This window comes from Amycolatopsis sp. NPDC104775 (assembly GCF_055583325.1).
Genome location: NZ_JBVJOE010000005.1, coordinates 230,865 through 255,952, shown reverse-complemented (window position 1 = coordinate 255,952; position 25,088 = coordinate 230,865). Strand labels below are relative to the sequence as shown.

23 protein-coding genes and 1 pseudogene are annotated in these 25,088 nt (G+C 71.0%); 6 read left to right on the top strand and 18 right to left on the bottom strand.

Annotated elements, in window-relative coordinates:
* Positions 1-111 precede the first annotated feature (111 nt).
* The 9 genes from ACZ63D_RS23780 to pafA all read right to left on the bottom strand — a co-directional run bounded on the left by ACZ63D_RS23780 (position 112) and on the right by pafA (position 10,163).
* The gene (locus ACZ63D_RS23780) at positions 112-2,877 is read right to left on the bottom strand and encodes a DEAD/DEAH box helicase (RefSeq protein WP_465356529.1); all 2,766 of its coding nucleotides are present in this window, start codon (positions 2,875-2,877) and stop codon (positions 112-114) included.
* A gap of 133 nt (positions 2,878-3,010) precedes the next feature.
* Complete coding sequence (locus ACZ63D_RS23775; RefSeq protein ID WP_465356528.1) at positions 3,011-3,892, bottom strand: diacylglycerol/lipid kinase family protein; 882 nt, start codon at positions 3,890-3,892, stop codon at positions 3,011-3,013.
* A 2-nt stretch (positions 3,893-3,894) separates the two neighbouring features.
* A complete protein-coding gene (gene tatC, locus ACZ63D_RS23770) occupies positions 3,895-4,872 on the bottom strand; it encodes a twin-arginine translocase subunit TatC (RefSeq protein WP_465356527.1) in 978 nt (325 codons plus the stop codon).
* An 88-nt stretch (positions 4,873-4,960) separates the two neighbouring features.
* Positions 4,961-5,269, bottom strand: coding sequence for a Sec-independent protein translocase subunit TatA (gene tatA, locus ACZ63D_RS23765; protein ID WP_465356526.1), 309 nt, complete (start codon positions 5,267-5,269; stop codon positions 4,961-4,963).
* Positions 5,270-5,306: 37 nt separating this feature from the next.
* Entirely contained in the window at positions 5,307-5,519 is a 213-nt protein-coding gene (locus ACZ63D_RS23760; RefSeq protein ID WP_465356525.1) for a bacteriophage holin, read from the bottom strand.
* Positions 5,520-5,528: 9 nt separating this feature from the next.
* The gene (locus ACZ63D_RS23755; protein ID WP_465356524.1) at positions 5,529-6,509 is read right to left on the bottom strand and encodes a helix-turn-helix transcriptional regulator; all 981 of its coding nucleotides are present in this window, start codon (positions 6,507-6,509) and stop codon (positions 5,529-5,531) included.
* On the bottom strand, positions 6,506-7,498 hold the full coding sequence (locus ACZ63D_RS23750) for a helix-turn-helix transcriptional regulator (RefSeq protein ID WP_465356523.1): 993 nt from the start codon (positions 7,496-7,498) through the stop codon (positions 6,506-6,508). The genes ACZ63D_RS23755 and ACZ63D_RS23750 overlap by 4 nt, the downstream gene beginning before the upstream one ends.
* A gap of 155 nt (positions 7,499-7,653) precedes the next feature.
* A complete protein-coding gene (locus tag ACZ63D_RS23745; RefSeq protein WP_465356522.1) occupies positions 7,654-8,691 on the bottom strand; it encodes a WD40/YVTN/BNR-like repeat-containing protein in 1,038 nt (345 codons plus the stop codon).
* A gap of 113 nt (positions 8,692-8,804) precedes the next feature.
* Complete coding sequence (pafA, locus tag ACZ63D_RS23740; RefSeq protein WP_037806466.1) at positions 8,805-10,163, bottom strand: Pup--protein ligase; 1,359 nt, start codon at positions 10,161-10,163, stop codon at positions 8,805-8,807.
* 205 nt (positions 10,164-10,368) lie between these two features.
* Between pafA and ACZ63D_RS23735 the strand changes: the two genes are divergently transcribed.
* The 4 genes from ACZ63D_RS23735 to ACZ63D_RS23720 all read left to right on the top strand — a co-directional run bounded on the left by ACZ63D_RS23735 (position 10,369) and on the right by ACZ63D_RS23720 (position 15,014).
* Positions 10,369-11,808 carry a phosphatase PAP2 family protein gene (locus tag ACZ63D_RS23735; protein WP_465356993.1) on the top strand — a complete coding sequence of 480 codons (1,440 nt, stop codon included), beginning with the start codon at positions 10,369-10,371 and terminating at the stop codon, positions 11,806-11,808.
* A 287-nt stretch (positions 11,809-12,095) separates the two neighbouring features.
* Positions 12,096-13,325, top strand: a complete 1,230-nt coding sequence (locus ACZ63D_RS23730; RefSeq protein ID WP_465356521.1) for an alpha/beta hydrolase — start codon at positions 12,096-12,098, stop codon at positions 13,323-13,325.
* Between the two features lie 110 nt (positions 13,326-13,435).
* The gene (locus ACZ63D_RS23725; RefSeq protein ID WP_465356520.1) at positions 13,436-13,786 is read left to right on the top strand and encodes a YciI family protein; all 351 of its coding nucleotides are present in this window, start codon (positions 13,436-13,438) and stop codon (positions 13,784-13,786) included.
* Positions 13,787-13,808: 22 nt separating this feature from the next.
* Positions 13,809-15,014, top strand: a complete 1,206-nt coding sequence (locus tag ACZ63D_RS23720) for an RNA polymerase sigma factor (protein WP_465356992.1) — start codon at positions 13,809-13,811, stop codon at positions 15,012-15,014.
* Here ACZ63D_RS23720 and ACZ63D_RS23715 read toward each other — a convergent pair.
* The 5 genes from ACZ63D_RS23715 to dop all read right to left on the bottom strand — a co-directional run bounded on the left by ACZ63D_RS23715 (position 14,993) and on the right by dop (position 19,432).
* Positions 14,993-15,730 (bottom strand): transglutaminase domain-containing protein, encoded by a 738-nt coding sequence (locus ACZ63D_RS23715; RefSeq protein WP_465356519.1) that lies wholly within the window; start codon positions 15,728-15,730, stop codon positions 14,993-14,995. The genes ACZ63D_RS23720 and ACZ63D_RS23715 overlap by 22 nt on opposite strands.
* 68 nt (positions 15,731-15,798) lie before the next feature.
* A complete protein-coding gene (gene prcA / locus ACZ63D_RS23710) occupies positions 15,799-16,587 on the bottom strand; it encodes a proteasome subunit alpha (protein WP_465356518.1) in 789 nt (262 codons plus the stop codon).
* Positions 16,588-16,648: 61 nt separating this feature from the next.
* A complete protein-coding gene (gene prcB, locus ACZ63D_RS23705; RefSeq protein ID WP_465356517.1) occupies positions 16,649-17,506 on the bottom strand; it encodes a proteasome subunit beta in 858 nt (285 codons plus the stop codon).
* A 139-nt stretch (positions 17,507-17,645) separates the two neighbouring features.
* Positions 17,646-17,840: a ubiquitin-like protein Pup gene (locus ACZ63D_RS23700; RefSeq protein ID WP_037806475.1), complete on the bottom strand. Its 195-nt coding sequence runs from the start codon at positions 17,838-17,840 to the stop codon at positions 17,646-17,648.
* Between the two features lie 89 nt (positions 17,841-17,929).
* A complete protein-coding gene (gene dop, locus ACZ63D_RS23695) occupies positions 17,930-19,432 on the bottom strand; it encodes a depupylase/deamidase Dop (RefSeq protein ID WP_465356516.1) in 1,503 nt (500 codons plus the stop codon).
* A 40-nt stretch (positions 19,433-19,472) separates the two neighbouring features.
* Between dop and ACZ63D_RS23690 the strand changes: the two are divergent.
* A pseudogene (locus ACZ63D_RS23690) lies at positions 19,473-19,980 on the top strand (NUDIX hydrolase).
* 105 nt (positions 19,981-20,085) lie between these two features.
* On the opposite strand, the gene ACZ63D_RS23685 reads toward ACZ63D_RS23690, so the two are convergent.
* From ACZ63D_RS23685 to ACZ63D_RS23675, 3 genes are all read right to left on the bottom strand, one after another.
* On the bottom strand, positions 20,086-20,694 hold the full coding sequence (locus tag ACZ63D_RS23685; protein ID WP_465356515.1) for a hypothetical protein: 609 nt from the start codon (positions 20,692-20,694) through the stop codon (positions 20,086-20,088).
* An 82-nt stretch (positions 20,695-20,776) separates the two neighbouring features.
* Positions 20,777-21,700, bottom strand: coding sequence for an aldo/keto reductase (locus tag ACZ63D_RS23680; RefSeq protein ID WP_465356514.1), 924 nt, complete (start codon positions 21,698-21,700; stop codon positions 20,777-20,779).
* A 93-nt stretch (positions 21,701-21,793) separates the two neighbouring features.
* The gene (locus tag ACZ63D_RS23675; protein ID WP_465356513.1) at positions 21,794-22,132 is read right to left on the bottom strand and encodes a hypothetical protein; all 339 of its coding nucleotides are present in this window, start codon (positions 22,130-22,132) and stop codon (positions 21,794-21,796) included.
* Between the two features lie 118 nt (positions 22,133-22,250).
* Between ACZ63D_RS23675 and ACZ63D_RS23670 the strand changes: the two genes are divergently transcribed.
* Positions 22,251-23,156 carry a DMT family transporter gene (locus tag ACZ63D_RS23670; protein WP_465356512.1) on the top strand — a complete coding sequence of 302 codons (906 nt, stop codon included), beginning with the start codon at positions 22,251-22,253 and terminating at the stop codon, positions 23,154-23,156.
* A gap of 55 nt (positions 23,157-23,211) precedes the next feature.
* On the opposite strand, the gene arc is transcribed toward ACZ63D_RS23670, so the two are convergent.
* The gene (arc, locus tag ACZ63D_RS23665) at positions 23,212-25,014 is read right to left on the bottom strand and encodes a proteasome ATPase (protein WP_465356511.1); all 1,803 of its coding nucleotides are present in this window, start codon (positions 25,012-25,014) and stop codon (positions 23,212-23,214) included.
* Positions 25,015-25,088: the final 74 nt, after the last annotated feature.

Sequence of the window (25,088 nt, the reverse complement as noted above, 5' to 3'; positions counted from 1 at the left end):
CGTCTGTCCGCATCCGCTGCCCGGGCCGCGGGTGTCGTGCGCGATCCAACCACAGGTCTGGACCTGGCACACGTGTCCGCGCGCAGTCGCTGCGAAGGTGTGTCCTCGCGGTCACGCCGCGCCCGCGGCCACTACGCCGCGGCGCAGCGCCCGGACCGCTTGCGCCGCCGCCGAGCCGACCGGGTCCTCCTTGCCGAGGACGTCGCGGATCTGGTCGAGCAGGTCGATCACCTGGCGGCACCAGCGGACGAAGTCGCCCGCGGACAGTTCCTGTCCGTTGGTCTCGGCCGCGGTGAGGACCTTCTCCAGGGATTCGCCGCGCGCCCAGCGGTAGACCGGCCACGCGAACCCGGCGTCGGGTTCGCGGGTGCGGTCGAGGCGGTGGCGGCGTTCGTCCTCGGTGAGTTCGACCCACAGCCTGCTGGTTTCCTGCCACGCGCCGGGGACCGCGCCGCCGGGAAGCCGGGGTTCGCCCGCGGTGTCGCGGCGGGCCTCGAACACGAGCGTGGACACGACCGCGGCGAGTTCGGCCGGGCCGAGACCGGTCCAGACGCCGTGCCGGATGCATTCGGCGGCGAGGAGGTCGGATTCGCTGTAGAGGCGGGTGAGGCGGCGGCCGTGTTCGGTGACGCGGTCCTCGCCGTCGCCCGGGCGGACGTAGCCGCGTTCGCCGAGCAGGCGCAGGATCCGGTCGAACGCGCGGGCCAGCGAGTGCGTGGTGGCCGCGACTTTGCGTTCGAGCTGTTCGGTTTCGGCGGAGAGCCGCTGGTATCGCTCGACCCAGCGGAGGTTCGCTTCGCGTTCGGCGAGGCCGTGGCACGGGTGGGCGCGCAGGGCGCGGCGCAGCGAGGCGAGTTCGGCGTCGTCGGCGGCCGCGGTGCGGCGGCGCTGGCGGCCGGGCAGGGCGATGCCGGAGTCGCGCAGCGCCGAGGCGATGTCGCGGCGGGTCTTGGGCGAGCGCAGTTCGAGGTGCTTGGGCAGCCGGATCCGGCCGAGCGCTTCGACCGGGGCCGGGAAGTCGGCGACCGACAGCGGTCCGGACCAGCGGTCCTCGGTGACCACGACCGGCCGCGGTTCGCGAATCGGGTCGAGGCCGGGGTCGACGACCACGGCGAGCCCGGCGCGGCGGCCCGCCGGGACCGGGATGACGTCGCCCTTGCGGAGTTTCTCCAGCGACTGGGCGGTCTCGGCGCGGCGGGAGGAGGTGTTCTGCCGCGACAGCGTCTTCTCGCGGGCGGAGATCTTCGCGCGGAGTTCGACGTATTCGAGCATCTGGTCGAAGTCGCCGGAGATCGCGGCGGTGTAGCCCTTGAGGGCTTCCTTGTTGCGTTCGATCCGCCGCGCGGTGCCGACCACCGACCGGTCGGCCTGGAACTGCGCGAACGACTGTTCCAGCAGGTCGCGGGCGGCGTCCGCGCCGACCTGGGAGACCAGGTTGACCGCCATGTTGTAGCCGGGGCGGAACGACGAGCGCAGCGGGTACGTGCGGGTCGACGCCAGCCCGGCGACGGCCTTCGGGTCGACTCCGGGCTGCCAGGCGACGACGGCGTGGCCTTCGATGTCGATGCCGCGGCGGCCGGCGCGGCCGGTGAGCTGCGTGTACTCGCCCGGGGTGAGGTCGACGTGCGCCTCGCCGTTGTATTTCACGAGCCGTTCGAGCACGACGGTGCGGGCGGGCATGTTGATGCCCAGTGCGAGGGTTTCGGTCGCGAACACGACTTTGACCAGCCCGCGGACGAACAGTTCCTCGACGGTTTCCTTGAACGCGGGCAGCAGCCCGGCGTGGTGGCCGGCGAAGCCGCGTTCGAGCGCCTCGCGCCATTCCCAGTAGCCGAGGACGCCGAGGTCGCCCTCGGGCAGTTCAGCGGTGCGCTCGTCGACGATCCGGCGGATCTCCTCGACCTGTTCGGGGCCGTTGAGCCGCAGGCCGGAGCGGACGCACTGGGCGACCGCGGCGTCGCAGCCGGCGCGGGAGAAGATGAACACGATCGCGGGCAGCAGCCCGGCGTGGTCGAGCCGTTCGACCACGTCCACGCGCGACGGCGGCCGGAACCTCGGGCCGCGCGGCGGGGCTCCCCGGCGGCCGCCGCGCGGGCCGCGGAAGGTGGGCGCGAACCGGCCCATTTCGTCGGTTTTGCGCAGCAGGGTGGGGTTGATCCGCAGCTGCTCCCCCGGGTCGGCCTCGTTCTGCCCGGCGAACAGGTCGAGCAGCTGGTTGCCCACCAGCATGTGCTGCCACAGCGGGACCGGCCGGTGCTCGTCGACGACGACGGTGGTGTCGCCGCGGACCTCGACGAGCCATTCGCCGAATTCCTCGGCGTTGCTGACGGTGGCGGACAGGCCGACGACGCGGACGTGGTCGGGCAGGTGGAGGATCACTTCCTCCCAGACCGCGCCGCGGAAGCGGTCGGCGAGGTAGTGGACCTCGTCCATGACGACGTAGCCGAGTTCGGGGATGGCCGAGCTGCCCGCGTAGAGCATGTTGCGCAGCACCTCGGTGGTCATGACGACCACCTGGGCGTTGCCGTTGATCGAGGTGTCGCCGGTGAGCAGGCCGACGGCGTCGTTTCCGTAGCGTTCGACGAGATCGGCGTACTTCTGGTTGGACAAGGCCTTGATCGGGGTGGTGTAGAAGCATTTGCGGCCCTCGGCGAGGGCGAGGTGGACGGCGAACTCGCCGACCACGGTCTTGCCCGCTCCGGTGGGGGCGCAGACCAGGACGCCGTGGCCCTCTTCGAGCGCTTCGCAGCCGCGGATCTGGAAATCGTCGAATTCGAAGGCCGATTCGGCGGAAAACCGGGTCAGCTGGGGGTGCTTGGCGCGGCGACGGGAGGCAGCGTAGGCCTCGGCCGGCGATGGTGAAGGGCTAGTGGCCACCCCGTCAGGGTTCCACACGCCCCCGGCATTCCGCACGCGGCGTGCGCGAACGCCCTCACGCGGCCAGACCGCTGCACCGGGGCTGGGCGTGGGGCTCGTGAGTGCTGGCACCGGTTCTAACCGGCACGAACACTCACGACACGACGGTGAGCGCGGAGGGCACGCAAGTGGCTTCGACCGGGGCTTGGCCCTGATCCTCGCCGTCGGCGTAGACCGGCCAGCCGGGCGCTTCGATGCGCAGCGTCCGGGTGCGGAAGGTTTCGACGCTGTCCTTGTGCACGTGCTCGCCGGTGCGCAAGTGCGGGAGCATCCGCAGCAGCCGGGCGCGGCCGGGGGCGCCGATGACGGTGACGTCGAAGAGGCCGTCGCCCGGGTCGGCGCCGGGGCAGATCGGGATGCCGCCGCCGTAGTACGGGGTGTTGCCGACCGCGATCAGGCTCGAATCGGCGGACAGGACGCCGTGGTCGGTGTGCACGACGAGCGGGCGGGGCTGGAACGCGGCGAGTTCGGCGAGGATCGCCAGGTCGTAGCGGCGGGGTCCGGTGGGCCAGCGCATGGCGTTGGCGCGGGCGTTGACGGCGGCGTCGAATCCGGCGCACAGCACGGTGGCGAACCAGGTGTCGCCGACGCGGCCGAGGTCGAGGCTGCGCCGGCGCCCGGCTTTCAGCGCTTTCGCGAGCGCGTCGGTGGCCGCTCGCGGGTCGGAGGGGACGCCGAGGGCGCGGGCGAAGTCGTTGCCGGTGCCCGAGGGGACGAGGCCGAGCGCGACGCCGTGGTCGGCGCAGAACTGGACGCCTTGGTGGGCCGCGCCGTCGCCGCCGAGGACGATCAGCACGTCGAGCCCTTCGGCGTGCGAGGACCGCATGAGCGCGCGGGATTCCTCGACGCTGGTGGCGGTGAGGAGGTCGAGCCGGTCGACGGCGGGCCGCAGCCGCGCCGCGACCGCTTCGGCGACGCGGGCGGCCGCGCCGCGACCGGAGGCCGGGTGGACGGCCAGTGCTGCGTTCAGGCCCACGGTCAGGTGATGTCGTCGGTCGAGCCGGGGCGGCCGGGCGACGGCTTCCGCGCGGCGGGTTCCTCGCCGTCGGCGGTGCTCGGGGTGTAGTCGAACGGCGCGGCCTCGTCGTCGGCGAGCTGGTCCCAGCCCTCGTCGTGGCGGACGCGGTCGAGCTTGCGGTCGTGGAAGCGGGCGAGCTGGATCGAGATCTCGAACAGCAGGGTGAGCGCGGCGGCGAGGCCGAGCATCGAGAACGGGTCCGAGCCGGGGGTGGCGAACGCGGCGAACACGAACAGCGCGAACACGATGCCGCGGCGCCACTTCTTGAGCTGCTGGTACTTGAGCACGCCGACGCGGTTGAGCATCACGATGAGCAGCGGGAGCTCGAAACTGACGCCGAAGATCACCAGCAGCGACAGGATGAACGAGATGTACTTGTCCGCGGTGAGCGCGGTGACGAACTGGTCCTGGCCGAAGCCGGCGAGCAGGGCCAGCGCGTGCGGGACGAGCAGGTAGGCCAGCACCGCGCCGGCGGCGAAGAGCACCGAGGCGAAGCTGACGAAGATCAGCGCGTACCGGCGTTCCTTGGCGTAGAGACCGGGGGCGATGAACGCCCAGAGCTGATACAGCCAGGCCGGCGACAGCAGCACCGCGCCCGCCGCGACGCCGACCTTGAGGCGGATCATGAACGCTTCGAACGGCACGGTCTGCAGCAGGCGGCAGCCGGACTGGTCGCCGGCGAAGCGCTGCGAGGCCGGGATGGCGCAGTACGGGTGCGTCATGATGTCGCCGAGCGACGGGATCGGGCCGAGCCGCTGCTCGAACCAGATGAACCCGAAGATCGCGCCGACGACGACGAAAACGACCGCCCAGCCGAGGCGGCGGCGGAACTCGTAGATGTGCTCGATGAGCGTCATCGTGCCGTCGGGGTTTTTCCGACGGCTGCGCCGGCTCCGCTTGCTGGACCGGCTGCCGTTGCCGTTGGCGGCTTCCGCCACTGGTCGTTCCGTTCTCGTCAGAGCCCGCCGGGGCGCGCCGCGCCGGCGCGCCGCCGTGGACCGGGGACCGGGTGGTGCGCGCGGAGGGTCAGCTCGCGTTCTTCTGCGGCTGGTCGGCCGAGGCCGCCTGCTGCCGCTTCAGTTCGTCGAGCTGGCGCTGGAGGTCGGCGACCTGCTTGTCCTGCGCGGTCTGCGCGGGCGCGGCGATGTGCCGGGTGTCGGCGGACTCGGCCTCGGCTTCGGCCTTCTGCTCGCCGGTCAGGTCCTTGGTCTCGGCCTTGAAGATCTTCATGGACTTGCCGATGGACCGGGCCGCGTCCGGGAGCCGCTTCGCTCCGAACAGCAGAACCACCACGAGCACCAGAACGATGATGTGCCACGGCTGCAGCGCGTTCATGGTCGTCTGCCCTCCTTGTCTGGGGTCAGTGCTGATGTTACTTGTTGCCGGGCGCCGGGCGGCGTTCGGCCACGGCCACACGGAGTGCCGCCGACCGGGCCCGGATCAGTCCGGTCCGGTCCTGGGTGTCCGCACTGACCATGCTCATGGTGCGGCGGAAGCGGCGCAAGACTCCAGCGGTCCGTACCAGCAGCAGGACCAGGACGAGCAGGCCGGCCGCGAGCAGAGCGTAGACGGGCAGGTACGGCACGAAACCACCTTATCGGTCGGACATGGACGTGAGGTGACGGGCACGCGCCACGGCGTCGGCGGCTCGGCGACCGACTGCCTCGGCGAGTGTGGCGGGGCTCTCCACCTGGGCTTCCCCGCCGAGGCTGAGCACGAGCCGGACCATCCAGGGCTCGTCGCTGTAGCGCATGGCGATGCGCAGCCGTCCGCCGTCGAGCTCGTCGAGTTCCTCGCAGGGGTAGTACTCGGCGACCCAGCGGGCGTCGGGGTCCAGGACCAGATGGGCGACCCGCTGGCCGGGACGGGCGGAGAAGACGCCGTCGGACAGGTCGGTGGGCCGCGCGTGGGCGGGCGGGGCCGCGGGTTCGTCCAGCACGGTGAGCGCGTCCACCCGATCGAGGCGGAAAAGGCGGACGCCTTCGACCCGTCGGCACCACGCTTCGAGATAGCCGACGCCCTGGACGATGACGAGCCGCATCGGATCGACGGTGCGTTCGGTGATCTGGTCGCGCGAGGCGGTGTAGTAGCGCATCCGCAGCGCGCGGCCTTCTTGCAGCGCGCCGGCGACGGTTTCGCGGGTGCGGGCGGCGCGGGCTCCTTCGCGCACTCCTCCCCCGACGACGACCCCGGCCGGGCGGGCCTGCCCGGCGGCGTCCTCGATTTTGGCGATGGCGCGGCGGACCGCGTCGCCGTCGGCCACGCCCGGGGTTTCGGCGAGCGCGCGCAGCGCGACCAGCAGGGCGGTGGCTTCGCCGCCGGTGAGGCGCAGCGGGCGGCTCATCCCGGCGTCGTGGGTGACGACGATGGTGTCGCCTTCGAAGGACAGGTCGATGAGGTCGCCGGGGCCGTAGCCGGGAAGGCCGCACATCCACAGCAGTTCGAGGTCCTTGCGCAGCTGGCGCGGGGTGACGTCGAAGTCCTGGGCGGCCTCGTCGATCCGGATGCCGGGCCGGGCGAGCAGGTAGGGCACGAGCGCGAGCAGTCTCGGCATGCGTTCGCCGGAGGCGGTCACCGGACGCTCCCCTGTCCGGCGCGGGCGAGGACGGCCTCGAGCCGGTGCTGCACGGATTTGGCCAGCACGTCCGGTTCGAGCACGAGCACGTCCGGTCCTTGCGCGGCGATCCAGTCGGCGGCCGATTCCGGGAAGTACAGGCCGATCTCGATCACGTCGCCTTCCTCTCCGGCGACGGTTTCGCGGCCCACGGCTTCGCCTCGGCGGCGGACTCCCGCGGCGCGGCCGTCGGCGACCCACAGCCGGGCGGTGGTGACCGGCGCCGGATCCTCGCTGCCGCCGGTGACCGACACGAGCTGCATCAGGTTGACGCCCTCGGGCCGCACCACCGCGCCCGGTTTCCCGATCGCGGCGACCTTTCCGGTGACGCGGGAGAGCCGGAAGCAGCGGGTCGCGTCGCGGTCGCGGTCGTGCCCGACGACGTACCAGCGGGCGCGCCAGGACACGACGCCCCACGGTTCGAGGGTGCGGATGCGCCGCTCGGGCGAGCCGCTGCGCCGGTACTCGAACCGGACCGCCTGCCCGGCCTGCACCGCGGCGAGCATCGGCGCGAACGCCGGTTCGGCCCGGACTCGCGGTTCGATCACCGTCGGCGCCTGGTCGTCGACCTCGACTCCGGCCGCGCGCAGTTTCACCAGCGCGCCCTGGGCCTGCCCGGTCAGCTCCGGCGAGTCCCAGAGCCGGACCGCGAGCCCGACGGCCGCGGCTTCGTCCGGGGCGAGGTCGATCTCGCCGAGTTCGTAGTCGCGGCGCGCGATGCGGTAGCCCTCGACCGGGTCGAAGACGGAGTTGCGGCCGGTTTCGAGCGGGATGCCGAGCTCCCGCAGTTCGGTCTTGTCCCGCTCGAAGGTGCGGAAGAAGGCGTCGTCGCTGGCCGCGTCGGCGTACCCGGGCACGATCCCGCGGATCCGCTCCGCGGTGAGGTACTGCCGGGTGGAGAGCAGGGCCAGCACGAGGTTGACCAGCCGTTCGGCGCGTGCGGTGGACACCAGACGACTCTAGCTCTCCCCGTCCCCGGCGATCGCGAGGTCCGGCCTGCGCGCGTCGCGCCTGGTCAGCCCGCGTGCCGCGAAGGGACCCTCCGCGCCGGTCCGCCTCACGCACCGCCGTTCCGGACGGCCCGGCGCCCGGATCGGGTCCCTCCTTACGGCACCAGTTTCGCCGCCCGCCCCTTCGCCCCGCTGGCCCAGCACGCCCCGCTTCCCGTGCAGTCGACGGTGTCGAAGCCGCCGGTGTCGAAGGAAACCCAGTGCCGTCCGCCGTCGCGGCTCAGATCGCTCCCGCCCGGTCCGACAGCCAGCACCGTTCTCCCGCGCCAAGCGAGCCCGGACCGGTACCCGGCGGGATGCTCCGGCGGCGTACGCCAGCTGCGTCCGCCGTCGCGGCTCACCGCGACCGCCGGGCCGGGCGCGGTGGGATTGGCGTAGTCGCCGCCGATCGCCACTCCCTGCCACGGCGTGCGGAACGCGACCGCGAAAACCCCGGCCGACGCGCTGCTGGGCAACGGCGTCGCAGTGGCGCTCCAGTGCCGGCCGCCGTCCCCGGAGTGCAGAACGCGCGCGTGCGCACCACCGCCGGTAGCGAGCCACGCGTCAACCGGCCCGGACGTGGTGACGCACTGGCCGCTGGCAGCGAATCCCGCTTCCCCGGGCTCCGCAGGCGGGAACGCGTCGTCCGGGATCTGCCGCCAGCTGCGCCCGCCGTCGAAGGTGGCCTGCACGCGGAACTTCCCGTTGACCGGATCGCTCATCGCGAGCCCGCGCCACGGGTCGAAGAAGGCGAGGCAGTCGTAGAACGCGGCGGAATCGGGGTTGCCGAACGTCTGCCGCCAGTGTTTCCCGCCGTCGTCAGTGCGGTAGATCCGCGAATCCGCGCCGGGCCCGATCGACAGCACTACCGCGTGGTCCGCGTCGAACGCCTCGATGTCGCGGAATTCCAGCTTCCCCGTGTCCGGCGGCCCGACCCGCAGCCAAGTGCCCCCGCCGTCGACCGTCCGCAAGACCGTGCCCTGGGTGCCGCTGATCCACGCCACTCGCCCGCTCACCGCGGACAGACCACGGAACTGCGCGGTCGTGCCCGTGGGCAGAAGCCGCCACGACGGCAGCGAGGACGCCGCGGCGACCCCGCCCAAGGAGACCGACAGCACGACTAGGAGGACCAGGACCGTCCGTAACGCACGCATGCGCAGATCCTGCCGCACCTGTCCGGCGACTTTTGTCGGGTTCTCGGCCTGCGGCAACGCTTCCTGTGCTTCGCCGCTCTCTCAGGCGAAGCACAGGAAGCACGGCCAAAAAATTACAGCGAGCCGATCAGCCGTTCCACCCGCTCGTCCACCGAGCGGAACGGGTCCTTGCACAGCACGGTCCGCTGCGCCTGGTCGTTCAGCTTCAAGTGCACCCAGTCGACCGTGAAGTCGCGTCCGGCCGCCTGTGCCGCCGCGATGAAGTCGCCGCGCAGTTTCGCCCGGGTCGTCTGCGGCGGGGTGTCCTTGGCCGCCTCGATCTCCCCGTCGTCGGTGACCCGCCGGACCAGGCCTTTCCGCTGCAGCAGGTCGAAGATCCCGCGTCCGCGCCGGATGTCGTGGTACGCGAGGTCCAGCTGCGCCACCCGCGGGCTGGACAGGTCCAGGTCGTGCTTGGCCCGGTACCGCTCGACCAGCCGGTGCTTGATCGCCCAGTCGATCTCGGTGTCGATCTTGCTGAAGTCCTGTTCCTCGACCGCCTCCAGCGCCCGCCCCCACAGCTCCACGACCCGCTCGTTGGCGGGCGTGGACCCGTTCTCCTTGAGGTGCTGCACCGCCCGGGCGTGGTATTCGCGCTGGATGTCCAGCGCGGAGGCCTCGCGCCCGCCCGCGAGCCGGACCTGGCGGCGTCCGGTGAGGTCGTGGCTGATCTCGCGGATCGCCCGGATCGGGTTGTCCAGCGTGAAGTCGCGGAACTGGACCCCGGCCTCGATCATCTCGAGCACCAGGTGCGCCGAGCCGACCTTGAGCATCGTGGTGGGTTCGGCCATGTTGGAGTCGCCGACGATGACGTGCAGGCGCCGGTAGCGCTCGGCGTCGGCGTGGGGTTCGTCGCGGGTGTTGATGATCGGCCGGGACCGGGTGGTGGCGCTGGAGACGCCTTCCCAGATGTGCTCGGCGCGCTGCGAAAGGCAGTACACCGCGCCGCGCGGGGTCTGCAGGACCTTGCCCGCGCCGCAGATGAGCTGGCGCGTGACGAGGAAGGGCAGCAGCACGTCGGCGATCCGGGAGAACTCGCCGGCCCGGGTGACCAGGTAGTTCTCGTGGCAGCCGTAGGAGTTGCCCGCGGAGTCGGTGTTGTTCTTGAACAGGAAGATGTCGCCGCCGATGCCCTCGTCGGCGAGCCTGCGCTCGGCGTCCACGAGGAGGTCCTCGAGGATCCGCTCGCCGGCCTTGTCGTGCGTGACGAGCTGGGTCAGGTCGTCGCATTCGGCCGTCGCGTACTCCGGGTGCGAGCCCACGTCGAGGTAGAGCCTGGAGCCGTTGGACAGGAACACGTTGGACGAGCGTCCCCACGAGACGACCCGCCGGAAGAGATAGCGCGCGACCTCGTCGGGCGAGAGCCTGCGCTGGCCGTGAAAGGTGCACGTGACCCCGAACTCGGTCTCGATGCCAAAGATCCGCCGCTGCATCCCCCCAGAGTAGGCGCTGGACCCCCGCCGAAGGTGCGCCGTTCGGGCGGCGACACGCGGTCGGTACGTTGCAAGTGGTGACAATGCGGCGGAAACCGGTCGCCGGGACCGGTCGGCGATCCGGCGCGGCCAGCGGAGGTGGGCGAGAGTGTTCCAGCAGGTCGGCCGGGCGTTCCGGCAGGTCGGGCAGCGGGATCGGGCGTTGATGCGGCGCAGTGCGGCGCTGCCGCGCACCCGGGCCGACGACGTCGTGACCGCGTTGTCCCGAAGTGCGAACAAATCGCGGCTCTGGTGGGGCGTGGCGGCCGTGCTCGCGGTCCGGAAGGGCCCGGCGCGACGGGGCGCGCTGCGCGGGATCGCCGCCATCGCCGGGGCGAGCGCCGCGGCGAACCTGGTCGCGAAGCCGTTGTTCCCGCGCCGCCGTCCGGCCGAAGAGGAAGTTCCCGCGCACCGTCGGCTGCGGAAACGGCCGACGTCGTCGTCGTTCCCGTCCGGGCATTCGGCCTCGGCCGCCGCGTTCGCGACCGCGGTCGCGATGGAGTCGCCGAAGGCCGGGCTGGCGATCGTCCCGCTCGCCGGGGCGGTCGCCTACTCGCGCGTCCACACCGGGGTGCACTGGCCGAGCGACGTCGCGGCGGGGCTGGCGATCGGGACCGGGATCGCCGTGCTGACCCGGCACTGGTGGCCGCTGCACCCGGACGTCCGGGCCCGCACCGCGCACGCCGCCGAAGCGCCGGAGATGCGCGACGGCGAGGACATGCTGGCGCTGGTGAACCCGAATTCGGGCATCGACGGGCTGGACCCGACCGAGGACGTCCGCTACGCCTGGCCGAAGGCGTCGCTGATCTACCCGGACCCGTCCCGCGACCTGCGCGAACAGCTCGCCGCCGAGATCGAAGCGCACGGGTCGGTCCGCGCGCTGGGCGTGGCGGGCGGGGACGGCACCGTCGCGGCGGTGGCGTCGGTCGCCGCCGAACGCGGGCTGCCGCTCGCGCTCATCCCGGCCGGGACGCTCAACCACTTCGCCCGCGACATCGGGGTCCGGTCGATGCCGGACGCGGACGAGGCGACCGAGGGCGGGCACGCGGTCGGCATCGACCTGGCCGAGGTCGAGGTCGACGGCTCCGGCGAGCCCGAACACCGCTGGTTCGTCAACACCGCCAGCCTCGGCGGGTACCCGGAAATGGTGCGGCTGCGCGAAAAGCTGCAGAGCAAATTCCCGAAGTGGCCCTCGGCGGCGCTCGCGCTCGTGCGCGTGATGCGGCGCGCGAAACCGCTGCGGGTCCAGCTGAACGGGAAGCCGACGCAGGTGTGGCTGATCTTCGTCGGCAACGGCACGTACGCGCCGAAGGGCTTCGCGCCGTCGCGGCGCCCGGCGCTCGACACCGGCCTGCTCGACGTCCGGTACGTGCGGGCCGACGTGCGCTGGTCGCGGGTCCGGTTCGTGCTCGCGAGCCTCACCAACAGCCTGCACGCGAGCCACGTCTACCGGCAGCGGGACCTGCCGGAGCTGCACGTGCGGCTGCTCGACGGGAACCGCCGGGTGGCCACCGACGGCGAGGTCGGGCCGCTCGGGCGGGAGTTCCGGTTCCGTTCGCGGCCAAGCGCGCTGACCGTCTACCGCAAGCCGGACGGTGCCAGCTGACCGGCTTGTGCCCTAAGGTTCATCCGGCGACGTCCGGCGGGGCACCGTGTTCTTCCACTCAGTGCTCCGCCGGCCCCGGCTCTGACCTGCGCGCTTGCCGTCGGCTGACCGTCCTCCGCGTTTTTCTTGACCCTTTCTTTACCTTTTCTCAACGAATCCACAGCGAAGCCTCAATAGCGTGATCTTCCAGATGCGGACAGCCCTGTCCGCATCCAGTTCACGGCAGGGGTCTTTTCAGTGCGTTTTTCCTCCCGCGGTCGCAGCTGCCCGTCTCCGGCAGGCCGCGGATGACGCCGATGCTGCCGCGGGCCGTCGACCCGGTCCTGCCTCCTTCGGTCACCTCCCAGGCGAGGGACATCGGGCCGCTCGAATCCCCCTTGCTCTGGCTCACGTTCGCCGGGGCCGCCGCGGCGGTCCTGGCCGTCACCATCGCGCTCGCGCATCGCCGCCGCGTGCGCCGCTGGGGCGTCAGCGGTTCGATCGCGCTGTTCCTGATCGCCGCGGTCACCGCGGTGAACAGCTACGTCGGCTACGTCCGCACGCCCAGCGACCTCGGCAGGCTCCTGCAGCGCGGGGGCGGCGTGATGAACGTGGCGGGCACCCTGCTGCGCAGCGGCAGCGACGATCCGGCCGACAGCGCCGATCCCAGCGCGCCGGACCGCTCCGCCAGCGGGAGCAGCGGCAGCTCCCCGACGGCCGCCCGTCCCCCGGCCAGCGACAACGGCAGCACCGAGGTGCTGAACGTGCCCGACCCGGCGCACGGCGTGTCGAACGGCGAAAACTACGTGGTCCTCCCGGCCGGCTACCGCGACCCGGCGAACGCGGGCAAGCGCTACCCGGTCGTCTACCTCATCCACGGCTACCCCTACGGCGGGCCGCGCGACTGGCTCACCTCCGGCTCCGCGCCGCAGACGCTCAAAAGCCTCGAGGACGCCCGCGTGATCCAGCCGATGATCATCGTGAGCGTCGACCTCACCGCCAACCGGCCGAGCACCGACTGGGAATGCCTGAACGTCCCGGGCGGCCCGCAGCTGGAGACGTATCTGGCCAGCAGCATCGTGCCCTCGGTCGACAAGCACTACCGCACGATGCCCGACCGCGGCCACCGCGCGCTCGGCGGCATGTCCGGCGGCGGCTTCGGCGCGCTGAACATCGGCCTGCACCACCTCGACGAGTTCGGCACGCTGCTGATCTCGCTGCCGTACGACGACCTGAACGATTCGGTCGGCGTCCTGGGCGGCAACCAGGCGGCGATCGCGGCGAACACCCCGCGCCGCTACATCCCGACGATGCCGTTCCCGCAGAAGATCGCGGTGATGCTCACCGTCGGCACCGGCGCGCCGACCGACGTCGCGACCGCGCACCGCATCGCCGGGTCGCTGCAGCGGCGCGGCCAGGAGGTCGTGGTGCACGCCGAACGCGGGTTCAACCACACCTGGCACACCGCCCGCGCGACACTCCCCTACATGCTCGCCTTCGCCGACCAGAACTTCCGCACCGCCCCTGCCGCCTCCTGAGCGGACCGCCCGGGAAATAATCTTCCGGGCCCTGTCCATCCGGGCGGGCGCCGTTCGTGGTGAGGTCAGCGCGGCACTCCGGCCGCGCTGCCCGACGAAGGAGCCCGACCATGAAGTACCTGCTGCTGATCCACGCCTCCGCGGCCACCGAGCAGGGCGGGGCCGCCGGCTGCGAGCCCGCCGACTGGATGGCCTACGACAAGGAAGTCCGCGACGCGGGGGTGTTCGTCAGCGGGGAGTCGCTCGCCGACCTCGTGACCGCGACCAAGGTCCAGGTCGGCGCGGACGGCGAGCGGTCGATCACCACCGACGGCCCGTTCGCCGAGACCCGCGAACTGCTCGGCGGGTTCTACGTGCTGGACGTGCCGGACCTCGACGCGGCGCTCGACTGGGCGGCCCGCTGCCCCGGGTCACGGGACGGTTCGGTCGTGGTCCGCCCGATCGCCGACTTCGGTGCCTGACGCGCGGGAGTCCGTGGCGGCCGTGTTCCGCGAGGAGCACGGCCGCCTGCTCGGCGCGCTCGTCCGCCGGTTCGGCGACCTGGACCTGGCCGAGGAGGTCGCCGCCGAAGCGGTGGAGGCCGCGCTGGTGCGCTGGCCGGTGGACGGCGTTCCGCCGAAACCCGGCGCGTGGCTGATGACCACCGCGCGCCGCAAGGCCGTCGACCGGCTCCGCCGGGACCAGGCGTACGCGGCGAAACTGGCCGTCCTGCAAGCGGAATCCGACCGCGGCGACCCTCCCCCGCCGCCCGGGGCCGACGGCGACCTGCCCGACGACCGGCTCCAGCTGTTCTTCACCTGCGCCCATCCCGCGCTGGCCGCCGAGGACCGGCTCGCGCTCACCCTCCGCTGTCTCGCCGGGCTCACGACGCCCGAGGTGGCGCGGGCGTTCCTCGTGCCGACCGCGACGATGGCGAAGCGGATCGTGCGCGCGAAGAACCGGATCCGCGACCATCGCATCCCGTTCCGCGTCCCGTCCGGCGACGAACTGCGCGTCCGGCTGCCCGGCGTGCTGCAGGTGCTGTACTCGCTGTTCACCGAGGGCTACGCGGCCAGTTCCGGCCCGGACATCCAGCGTCCGGACCTGGCACAGGAAGCCATCCGGCTGGCCCGGATCCTGCACCGCCTGCTGCCGGACGAACGCGAAACCACCGGGCTGCTGGCGCTTCTGCTGCTCGTCCACGCCCGCCGCGCCGCCCGCACCGGACCGGACGGCGAGTTCGTCCCGCTGGAAGACCAGGACCGTACCTCCTGGGACGCGGCCCTGATCGACGAGGGCCGCGCGCTGGTGCCAGTCGCGCTCACCGGTGGACCGCCCGGGCCGTACGGCGTGCAGTCGGCGATCGCCGCGCTCCACGCCGAAGCACCGGATGTCGCCAGCACCGACTGGCCGCAGATCGTCGCGCTGTACGACATCCTGCTGACGCTCACGCCGACCCCGGTCGTCGCGCTCAACCGCGCGGCCGCAGTCGCGATGCGCGACGGACCCGAAGCGGGGCTGAAACTCCTGGACGCCTTGGCCGACGAACCGCGACTGCAGGGCTACCACCCCTACGCCGCGGCTCGCGCAGACCTGCTGCACCGCCTCGGCCGCGACGACGAAGCAGCCGCGGCGTATCAGGAAGCCTTGGCCAGCGCGGGAACCGAGCCGGAACGCGCATATCTGCGTCAGCGCTTGGCGGCGCTCTGACCCGGAGCCCACCGGCTGAGCACCGGATCGACGAGCGTCGTCAACGGCGCGGACAGCGTCTGCCCGTGCTGGCGGAACAACTCGTCGCGAGAATCGAACCGGCCCAGATCCGACAGCACCGTCGCGGACAGATCGCACGCTCCGCCGGTCTCGCAGGTGACCCCGTCCCAGTCGATCGCCGTGCGGGCCACCGCGTCGAACAACGTTTCCCCGCTGTCATTGGAAAATCCCGGACCCGCCGCCAGCTCGGGCAACGAACCGAAAAGCTCCCCGGCCGGCAGCCACGCGTCCGCGACCCGGAACTCCGGCCACGCCACCAGAACCCGCGACGGAACCAGGAACTTCACCCGCGGAAAACGCGGATACCAGAACCGGCCGTCCACGAGCAGACCCCGCACCCGCGTCGGAATCCCTTGCGCCCGCGCGACTCCCTCCAGAACCGCCAGCCGCTGACTGCACGAACCCCGCCCGCGCCGCAACGTCCGCGAGATCGGCTGCCGCTCCCGCACCGCGTACACCGGCCGCACCGCCCCGGCGATCATCCGATGCGCGGCCCGCAATCCGGCCAGCCGATCCTCGGACGCCGTCGCCCGCATCAACGTCTGCACAGCCGGATCGCGCCAGTCGAGAATCGCCGTCGGGACCACCCCGCCCGCAGCGGAACTGTCCCCGGCGACGCGCCGACGCCACCACGGGGTCACCAGCGCACACGTCACCCCGTCAGTATTCCCGAAAACGACTGTGGGCCGCCGGGATTTCCCCGGCGGCCCACGGTTCCGTCACGTCATTCCTTCTCGGCCGAACCCTTGTCGGAATCGTCCTTGCCGTCCTTGCCGTCGTCGTCCGGCTTCTCGGCAGGCTCCGCCTTCTCCGGCAGCAACGCCTCCAGCGCCGCACCGGACAACCGCCGGAACGCCCGCCGCGGCTTCGCCCGGTCCAGCACCGCGACCTCGAGCTTGATCTCCGCCTCGGCCGCCGCCGACCCGTTCCCGTTCGACGACGCAGCGGTCGCCCGCAACCCCTCGATCGCCGTCGCCAGCGCCGTGGCCAGATCGTGCTCCGGATCCACGACGTCCTTGAGCTTCGCGGTGATCGGCTCCGTCTGCCCGCCCATCACCACGAACGGCGACTCGTCGAAAATCGACCCGTCGAACGTCAACCGGTACAGCTGGTCCTCCGCCGCGGTCGCCCCGACCTCGGCCACGCACACCTCGACCTCGAACGGCTTCAACTGCTCGGTGAAAATGCTGCCCAGCGTCGCCGCGTACGCGTTCGCCAGCGCCCGCGCGCTCACATCCCGCCGGTCGTACTGGTAGCCCTTCAAATCCGCGTGCCGGATCCCCGCCACCCGCAGGTTCTCGAACTCCGAATACCGGCCCACCGCGGCGAACCCGATCCGGTCGTAGATCTCGGACACCTTGTGCAAAGTCGCCGACGGGTTCTCCGCCACGAACAGCACGCCGCCCGCGTACTTGAGCACCACCACGCTCCGGCCCCGCGCGATCCCCTTGCGCGCCAGCTCGGAACGCTCCCGCATCAGCTGCTCGGGAGAGGCATACAACGGCATCGTCACGGTGTCGGCTCCACGTTCTCCGAAAACTCGGCAATCATTGATTCAGCGGACATCGGCGGCCTCACACCGGCCGGTGGTGATTGCGCTCCGCACGCCCGGCCACCACCGCCTCGGCCACCGCACCCGTCCGCTCCGCGGGCAGCACCACCGCGCCGTCCTCCGCGGTGATGGTGATGACGTTCGGGAAAATCCGCCGCACCAGGTCCGGGCCGCCGCTCGCGGTGTCGTCGTCCGCCGCGTCGTACAACGCCTCCAGCGCCGTCCGCACCGCCGTGTCCGCATCCGCGTCCGGATCGTACAGCTTCTTCAACGACGACTTCGCGAACAGCGAACCCGAACCGACACTGGCGTACCCGGCGTGCTCCTCGTACCGCCCGCCCGCCGCGTCGTACGACACGATCCGGCCCGCGTGCTTCGCGTCCTCGGCCTCCAGGTCGTACCCGACGAACAACGGCACGACCGCCAGGCCCGCCATCGCCATCTCCAGGTTCGCCTTCACCATCCCGGCCAGCTTGTTCGTCTTGCCGTCCAGCGAAAGCGAAACGCCCTCGATCTTCTCGTAATGCGCCAGCTCCACCGCGTACAGCCGGACCATCTCCACGGCCAGCCCCGCGGTCCCCGCGATGCCCACCGCCGAGTACTCGTCCGTGACGTGCACCTTCTCGATGTCCCGGCTCGCGATCAGGTTCCCCGACGTCGCCCGCCGGTCCCCGGCGATCAGCACCCCGCCGGCGAACGCGACCGCCACGATCGTCGTGCCGTGCGGCACGTCCAGCTCACCCGCGGGCACCCGCCGCGCCGGCAGCAGCTCCGGCGCGGTCGCGCGCACGAAATCCGCGAACGACGACGTCGCCGGCGAAAAGTAGGCCGACGGCAGTCCGGGCCCGGAAAAACCCGCCCCAGAGGAGGTGTTGTCCATACGTGCTCTCGGTTCCCATCTCATCCCGTGCCCGGCAACGCCGGGAACAACCTGCCCCCGGCGCCACCGCGCGAAACCTCCGGCCCAGCGCGCCCCGCCGCACCGCCCCGCACCCGGGACGGCCGCGACGGGCGGACGGCTACTCGCCGCCCTTCTGCACGTAAGCGCGGACGAAGTCCTCGGCGTTCTCTTCCAGCACGTCGTCGATCTCGTCGAGGATCGTGTCCACGTCCTCGCCGAGCTTCTCCCGCCGCTCCTGGCCCGCCCCGCCGGCGTCGTCGAACTCCTCGTCGGAATCGCCGCCGCCGTGCTTCTCGATCTTCTCCTGCGCCATCTCGCCTCCCGGTCTGGCCGATGTTCCCTAGCCTACCCAGCGGTACCGACGAAAAGGGCCTTCCCTCGGCCCGAAACGCCGGGATCGCGCTAGTCCGAACCGGTGATCGCCTCCACCAGCTCCTCCGCCGTCGCCGCCGCGTCCAGCAGCTTCCCGACGTGCGCCTTCGTCCCCCGCAACGGCTCCAGCGTCGGGATCCGCACCAGCGACTCCCGGCCCACGTCGAAAATCACCGAATCCCACGACGCCGCCGCGATCGACGACGCGTACTTCTCCAGCGCCCTGCCCCGGAAGTAGGCGCGCGTATCCGACGGCGGAGTCGTGATCGCCGCCTGCACCTCCTCCTCGGTGACCAGCCGCTTCATCGAACCCCGCGTGACCAGCCGGTTGTACAGGCCCTTGCCCAGCCGGACGTCCGAATACTGCAGGTCCACCAGCCGCAGCCGCGGCGCGCCCCACGCCAGCTGATCCCGCTCCCGGTACCCCTCCAGCAGCCGCAGCTTCGCCGGCCAGTCCAGCCGGTCCGCGCACTCCTGCGGATCCCGCGCCAGCGCGTCCAGCACCTCGCCCCACACCCGCAGCACTTCCTTCGACGCCTCGTCCGCGCCCGTGCGCTCGAGATTCGCCGCCGCCAGCTCGTGATAGGCGAACTGCAAGTCCAGGCCGGTGAACTTCTTCCCGTTCGCCAGCTCCACCTTCGTCTTCAACGTCGGATCGTGGCTGATCTTGTGCACCGCCCGCACCGGCTCGTCCAGCTTGAGGTCGTCGAACCGCACGCCGGCCTCGATCAGGTCCAGCACCAGCGCCGTCGTCCCGACCTTCAGATACGTCGAGTACTCCGACAGGTTCGCGTCCCCGATGATCACGTGCAGCCGCCGGTACTTGTCCGCGTCCGCGTGCGGCTCGTCGCGCGTGTTGATGATCCCGCGCTTGAGCGTGGTCTCCAGCCCGACCTCGACCTCGATGTAGTCCGAGCGCTGCGAAAGCTGGAACCCGGCCTCCTCGCTCTGCTGCCCGATCCCCACCCGGCCCGAACCGCAGATCACCTGCCGCGACGCGAAGAACGGCGTCAGCCCGCCGATCACCGCGGTGAACGGCGTCGAGCGCTGCATCAGGTAGTTCTCATGCGTGCCGTAGCTGGCGCCCTTGCCGTCCACGTTGTTCTTGTACAGCTGCAACGGCGGCTGCCCCGGCACGGTGGCCGCCTTGAGCGCGGCCTCCTCCATCACCCGCTCGCCCGCTTTGTCCCAGATCACCGCGTCCCGCGCGTTCGTGACCTCCGGCGCCGAGTACTCCGGATGCGCGTGGTCCACGTACAACCGCGCACCGTTGGTGAGGATGACGTTCGCCGCGCCGAGGTCCTCGACGTCCGGGTCGTGCCCCGGCCCGCCCGGGCCGGTCAGATCGAACCCGCGCGCGTCGCGCAACGGCGACTCCACCTCGTAGTCCCAGCGCGCCCGGCGCGCCCTCGGGATGTCCGCAGCCGCGGCGTAGGCCAGCACCACCTGAGTCGAGGTGAGCACCGGGTTCGCCGTGGCGTCCCCGGGCACGGCGATGCCGTACTCGACTTCGGTTCCCATGATCCGACGCATGCCACCACCCTACGGGTTCGACGCGTGCGACGATGCCCCCATGCCAGGCAGTGACGAACTCGTTGCCCTCTATGACGACGCGGGTTACCCGGCAGGCGAGGCGCTCCGCTCCCGCGTGCGCGCGGAAGGACTCTGGCACGCCGCCGGCGTCGTCCTCGTCCGATCGGGCGACGGCCGGTCCGTTTACGTGCACCTCCGCGCCCCCGACAAGGACGTCTTCCCCTCCACCTGGGACTGCTGGGCGGGCGGGGTCGTCGCCGCGGGCGAAACCCCCGCCGACTGCGCCCGCCGCGAACTCGCCGAAGAACTCGGCGTCCACGGAGTGGAACCGCAACCGCTGTTCACCAAAATCTACGACGACGGCACGATCCGCTGCCACAACTTCGCCTTCGAAGTCCGCTGGGACGGCCCGATCCGCCTGCAGCCCGAGGAAATCGTCGAAGGCCGGTGGATCTCGCTGGAGGAACTCCGGGCCTGGGTCTTCGACCCGGAACGCCCGTTCATCCCCGACGGCGGGCGTGCAGGAATGGTTCCGGAAGTGTATTTGATTGCTGTGTTTGATTGCGCCGGCTCCGCCGTCGCGGGCGGGATCGCCTGGAAGTCCGCGATCCCGCGCTTCGGTCCGGTTCGAGGAAGGTGGGGGGTAGCTGCGTCTATGGCTGGGTTGTGAGTTTTGCGGTGAGCTTGGGCAGTAGTCGCTTCGCGGCGTCTTGTGCTCGCGCCGGGGTGCTCGCCGCGACGCTCAGCGCCGACACCAGATTCCCCTTGGCCACCAGCACCGCGCACGTCGAGCCCTCGCACCACGCCCGCTGCACGGCGATCCCCGGCTGCGGCGGCAGCGAAACCTCGCTGCCCGCGCAATGCGCACCCGTCACGACGTCCTCGCCGGAACGGTCCGCGTACACCGTGACCTCGTGCGTCAACGCCGAACCGCTCGGATACACCCAGCTCACCGACTTGCGCTCGCCCGCGGCCAACCCGCTCAGGCATCCGGAAACGCGCCCCGACCCCGGAGCCACGCCTTCCTCGGCAACGTCCGAATCGGACAGCAGCACCGCCTCCGCGCGCCGCGGATCCGGTGCCACCGGAGAAGAAACCGCGGGCGGATCGACCGCACGCGACACCGGCGGAGCCACCGGAACGCTCGTGCCCGGCGTCGGAGCCGGGTCGTCGTAGTAGGTCTCGAGATTGTTGGGCCGGTTGCCGCATCCGGCGAGCCCGGCCAGCGCCCCCAGCCCGACCAGCACAGCGACCGCTGGCACCTGACGACGCACGTTGCCCCTCCGCGCTCAGTGTTGCCCGTCCGCCCCGGGCCATGCTGGGCCCCGAGGGTAATGCAATCGCTCAGCTCCACCCGAGGTGGGATCGATGCGTCCAGTACTCCCGCGGGTCCTGCGCGAGTTGTCCCAGCACAGCGCGGTCCTCCTCGCCGAGCCGCACCCGCGCGGCGGCCAGGTTCGCGGCCAGTTGCGCCGGACTCGACGGACCCAGCACCGCCACCGGAGCCCACTCCTGCCCGAGCACCGCCGCCACCGCGATCGCGTCCGGGCCGACGCCGTACGCCTCGGCGATCCGCCGCAGCGGCTCCGGCGCCTCCGCGACGAGCCGTCCGTTCGCGAGAGTTTCCTTGACCAGCACCCGTTTCCCGGCAGCGTCGGCCTCGGCAAGCGCCGGGCCTGCCGAAGGCTCGAAAACGTTCCAAGTGGACTGGACCGACGCGAACACCGGCTGCCCGGCCGATTCCAGCTCGAACGCCCGGCGGACCACGTCCGCCTGCGCGGGTCCGGACGTGGAGAAGCCGACTTCGACGCCGTCGGCGGAAAGCCCGGCCAGCGCGTCGATCAGCTCCGGATCAGCGAAAAGCGGACTGTCCACAGTGAGCGAATGAACCTGGTACAGGTTCACGTGCCCGGCCAGGAGTTCCCGCGTCTGGGCCCATTGCTCGCGCAACCGCGGCAGCGTGTGTTCCTTGACCTCGTGGACCTCCGCGTCGAGCCGCCAGTCGCCGACGTAGCGGTAGCCCCACTTGCTGGACACCGTGACGTCCTGATGTCCGCGGTCGGCCAACCAGCCGCCGAGGAACTCCTCCGAACGGCCGTAAGACCGCGCGACGTCGACCCATCGGATTCCCGCTGCGTACGCGGCGTCGAGCACCGCATGCGTCGCCGCTCGCATCGACGGCACATCGCGAACCGCGGGCAAGTCCCGCCCCAGATTGATATATGCCGGACGGCCGAGCGCGGCCAGCCCCACCGCGATGCGGTCCATGAGCTTTTCCTTGTCTTGAGAAGGTTTGTTAATGGTCTGATTGCTTAGGCGAGATAACGCGGAGCGTTTTTTCTTCGCCAGATGTATAGGTCGTTATACACTTTGTTTGTGCCGGAGGATGGCGAGCCATTGGCTGGAGTTTTGGGCTTGGCGGTGGAGTTTTTCGAGGCGGGCGGCGGGTGCGCGGACGTAGCCTTTGCCGAAGACCGGGGCGATTTGGCGGAGGCTGGCTCCTTCCTCGCGGGCGGCCAGCAGTGCCCAGTCCGAGGCGTCGGCGCAGGCCGCTGAGGCGCGGCGGAGCTCCCCTAGCAGGTCGATCAGGTCGTTCGCGTTCAGTTCTCCTGCCTGGACGGCGGCGGCTGTCGTCTCCAGCCAGGCCAGGACGTCGGCTTCGGTGATCGGCGGGCGCGGGCGGTTGGTGTCGGTGCTCACGCGGCGCAGTATAGGGCGTTATACACCAAGGTGGAGCGCGACGACCGAAACCTGCTGGACCGCGGGCGTGGCGCGCACGTTGACTGGCCGCGGAAGTCCAGCAGGTTTCGGAGGTTCAGTGAGGTTCGGCATCGCCGCGCGGTTCGTCGCGCTCGCCCTCGTGTGGGGCGCGAGTTTTCTGTTCATCAAGGTGGGCTTGCAAGGGCTCTCGCCGGCTCAGGTGGCGCTGGCCCGGGTCGCGCTGGGCGCACTGACCCTCGGCGGGTTCCTGGTGCTGCGCAGGCGATCGCTCCCCCGCGATCCCGCGTTGTGGGGGCATCTGGCGGTGGTTTCGCTGCTGTTCTGCGTGGGGCCGTTCCTGTTGTTCTCGTGGGCCGAGCAGTACGTGGCGTCCGGGCTCGCCAGCATCTTCAACGCCACCACTCCCCTGCTGACGATGCTGTTCGCCGCGGCCGCGCTGCCCGCCGAACGGCTCACCCGGCCGAAAACCGCCGGGCTGCTCATCGGGTTCGCCGGGGTGCTCACGCTGGTCGGCGTCTGGCGCGGCATCGACCTCGGCCACGAGCTCCTCGCCCAGCTCGCCTGCCTCGGCGCGACCGCCTGCTATGGCCTGGCTTTCGTCTATCTGCGGAAGTTCGTGTCGCCCCGCGGGCCGGATCCGGTCGTCGTCGCCTTCGGGCAAACCGGGTTCGCCACCGTGATCCTGCTGGCCGCGACGCCGGTCATTGCGACGCAGCCGGTGCATCTGAGTCTCGCCGTGGTCCTGTCGATGCTCGCTCTCGGCGTGTTCGGCACCGGCGTGGCTTATGCCTGGAACACCGCCATCGCCACCGCTTGGGGCGCCGCCAACGCGTCCGCTGTGACCTACCTCACTCCGGTGGCCGGAGTGCTGCTCGGCGTGCTGGTCCTCGACGAGCCGGTGCACTGGAACGAGCCCGTCGGAGCGGTGCTCGTGGTGCTCGGGATCCTGGCCTCGCACGGCCGGCTTTCCCGGGCGCGGCAACCGGTCCTGGAACGGGTCTGAAACGGCCTGTGGGGCCGCCGGAGGAGATCCGGCGGCCCCACAGGTTCGCGGTGCGCTACAGGTACTGACCGGTGTTCGTGGCGGTGTCGATCGCCCGCCCCGATTCCTGGTTCTTGCCGGTGACGAGCGTGCGGATGTAGACGATCCGCTCGCCCTTCTTGCCGGAGATCCGGGCCCAGTCGTCCGGGTTGGTGGTGTTGGGCAGGTCCTCGTTCTCCGCAAACTCGTCGACGATCGCGTCCAGCAGGTGCTGCACGCGCAGGCCGGGCTGCTTGGTCTCCAGCACCGACTTGATCGCCGACTTCTTCGCCCGGTCCACGATGTTCTGGATCATCGCGCCCGAGTTGAAGTCGCGGAAGTACAGGACTTCCTTGTCCCCGTTGGCGTAGGTGACCTCCAGGAACCGGTTCTCGTCGCTCTCCTCGTACATCCGCTCGACGGTGTGCTGGATCATCGCGTCGAACGTCGCCTTCTGGTCCCCGCCGAACTCCGCCAGGTCGTCGGCGTGGATCGGCAGGCCCTCGGCGAGGTACTTCGAGAAGATGTCCTTCGCGCCCTCGGCGTCCGGCCGCTCAATCTTGATCTTCACGTCGAGCCGGCCCGGCCGCAGGATCGCCGGGTCGATCATGTCCTCGCGGTTGGAGGCGCCGATGACGATGACGTTCTCCAGCCCCTCGACGCCGTCGATCTCCGACAGCAGCTGCGGCACGATCGTGGTCTCCACGTCGGAGGACACGCCCGACCCGCGGGTGCGGAAGATCGAGTCCATCTCGTCGAAGAACACGATGACCGGGGTGCCCTCGGAGGCCTTTTCCCGCGCCCGCTGGAAGATCAGCCGGATCGACCGCTCGGTCTCGCCGACGAACTTGTTCAGCAGCTCCGGGCCCTTGATGTTGAGGAAGTAGGACTTGCCGTCCGCGTTGTCCCCGCGAGCCTCGGCCACCTTCTTGGCCAGCGAGTTCGCCACCGCCTTCGCGATGAGCGTCTTGCCGCAGCCGGGCGGGCCGTAGAGCAGCACGCCCTTCGGCGGGCGCAGCTGGTACTGCTCGTAGAGGTCCGCGTGCAGAAACGGCAGCTCCACGGCGTCGCGGATCTGCTCGATCTGCCGGGTCAGGCCGCCGATGTCCTCGTAGCGGACGTCCGGAACCTCCTCCAGCACGAGGTCCTCGACCTCCGCCTTCGGCACCCGCTCGTAGGCGTAGCCCGCCTTGGAGTCCACCAGGAGCGAATCGCCCGGTTTGAGCGGCTGCTCGGCCAGCGGATCCGACAGCAGGACGACCCGCTCCTCGTCCGCGTGCCCGACCACGAGGGCGCGCGTGCTGCCGCCCTCCACGTCCGGTGCGAGCACTTCGCGCAGCGCGCACACCTCTCCGGTGCGCTCGAAGCCGCCGCCTTCGACGACGGTGAGCGCCTCGTTGAGCCGCAACGCCTGCCCGCGCCGCAGCGACGAGACCTCCACCGCGGGCGACACCGAGACGCGCATCTTGCGCCCCGCGGTGTAGACGTCCACGGTGTTGTCCTCGTACGCCTCGACGAACACCCCGTATCCGCTCGGGGGCTGGGCCAGCCGGTCGACCTCTTCGCGGAGGGCGAGCAGCTGACCCCGCGCCTCGCGCAGGGTTTCGACGAGTTTCGTGTTCCGCTCGGTGAGCTGACTCACGCGTTCCGACGCCTCGGCGAGACGTTGTTCGAGAACGCGGTTCTGTCGCGGGGAATCGGTGAGCCTGCGGCGCAGCAGCGCCACTTCTTCCTCGAGAAAACGGATCTGCCGGGCTTGTTCCTCTGGTGTCTGCCCTGCTCCGCCGGTTGCTGAAGGGTCGGCCTCCTCGCGCCGACCTCCGGGAAGGTCATGATGCATCGGGCACCTCCTCGGAGTGCTTTTCATTCCACGGTACCGGCGATCACCGACAAGAAAAGGCCTTTCCGCATCAC

What these genes read in the sequence shown, in the direction of transcription:
- ACZ63D_RS23680 (WP_465356514.1), bottom strand. Translation starts at nt 21,700, where the DNA reads ATGGACCGCATCGCGGTGGGGCTGGCCGCGCTCGGCCGTCCGGCATAT.
- dop (WP_465356516.1), bottom strand. Translation starts at nt 19,432, where the DNA reads ATGCGTCGGATCATGGGAACCGAAGTCGAGTACGGCATCGCCGTGCCC.
- tatA (WP_465356526.1), bottom strand. Translation starts at nt 5,269, where the DNA reads ATGAACGCGCTGCAGCCGTGGCACATCATCGTTCTGGTGCTCGTGGTG.
- ACZ63D_RS23735 (WP_465356993.1), top strand. Translation starts at nt 10,369, where the DNA reads ATGCGGCGCAGTGCGGCGCTGCCGCGCACCCGGGCCGACGACGTCGTG.
- ACZ63D_RS23725 (WP_465356520.1), top strand. Translation starts at nt 13,436, where the DNA reads ATGAAGTACCTGCTGCTGATCCACGCCTCCGCGGCCACCGAGCAGGGC.
- arc (WP_465356511.1), bottom strand. Translation starts at nt 25,014, where the DNA reads ATGCATCATGACCTTCCCGGAGGTCGGCGCGAGGAGGCCGACCCTTCA.
- prcB (WP_465356517.1), bottom strand. Translation starts at nt 17,506, where the DNA reads ATGGACAACACCTCCTCTGGGGCGGGTTTTTCCGGGCCCGGACTGCCG.
- ACZ63D_RS23730 (WP_465356521.1), top strand. Translation starts at nt 12,096, where the DNA reads ATGACGCCGATGCTGCCGCGGGCCGTCGACCCGGTCCTGCCTCCTTCG.
- ACZ63D_RS23745 (WP_465356522.1), bottom strand. Translation starts at nt 8,691, where the DNA reads ATGCGTGCGTTACGGACGGTCCTGGTCCTCCTAGTCGTGCTGTCGGTC.
- ACZ63D_RS23700 (WP_037806475.1), bottom strand. Translation starts at nt 17,840, where the DNA reads ATGGCGCAGGAGAAGATCGAGAAGCACGGCGGCGGCGATTCCGACGAG.
- pafA (WP_037806466.1), bottom strand. Translation starts at nt 10,163, where the DNA reads ATGCAGCGGCGGATCTTTGGCATCGAGACCGAGTTCGGGGTCACGTGC.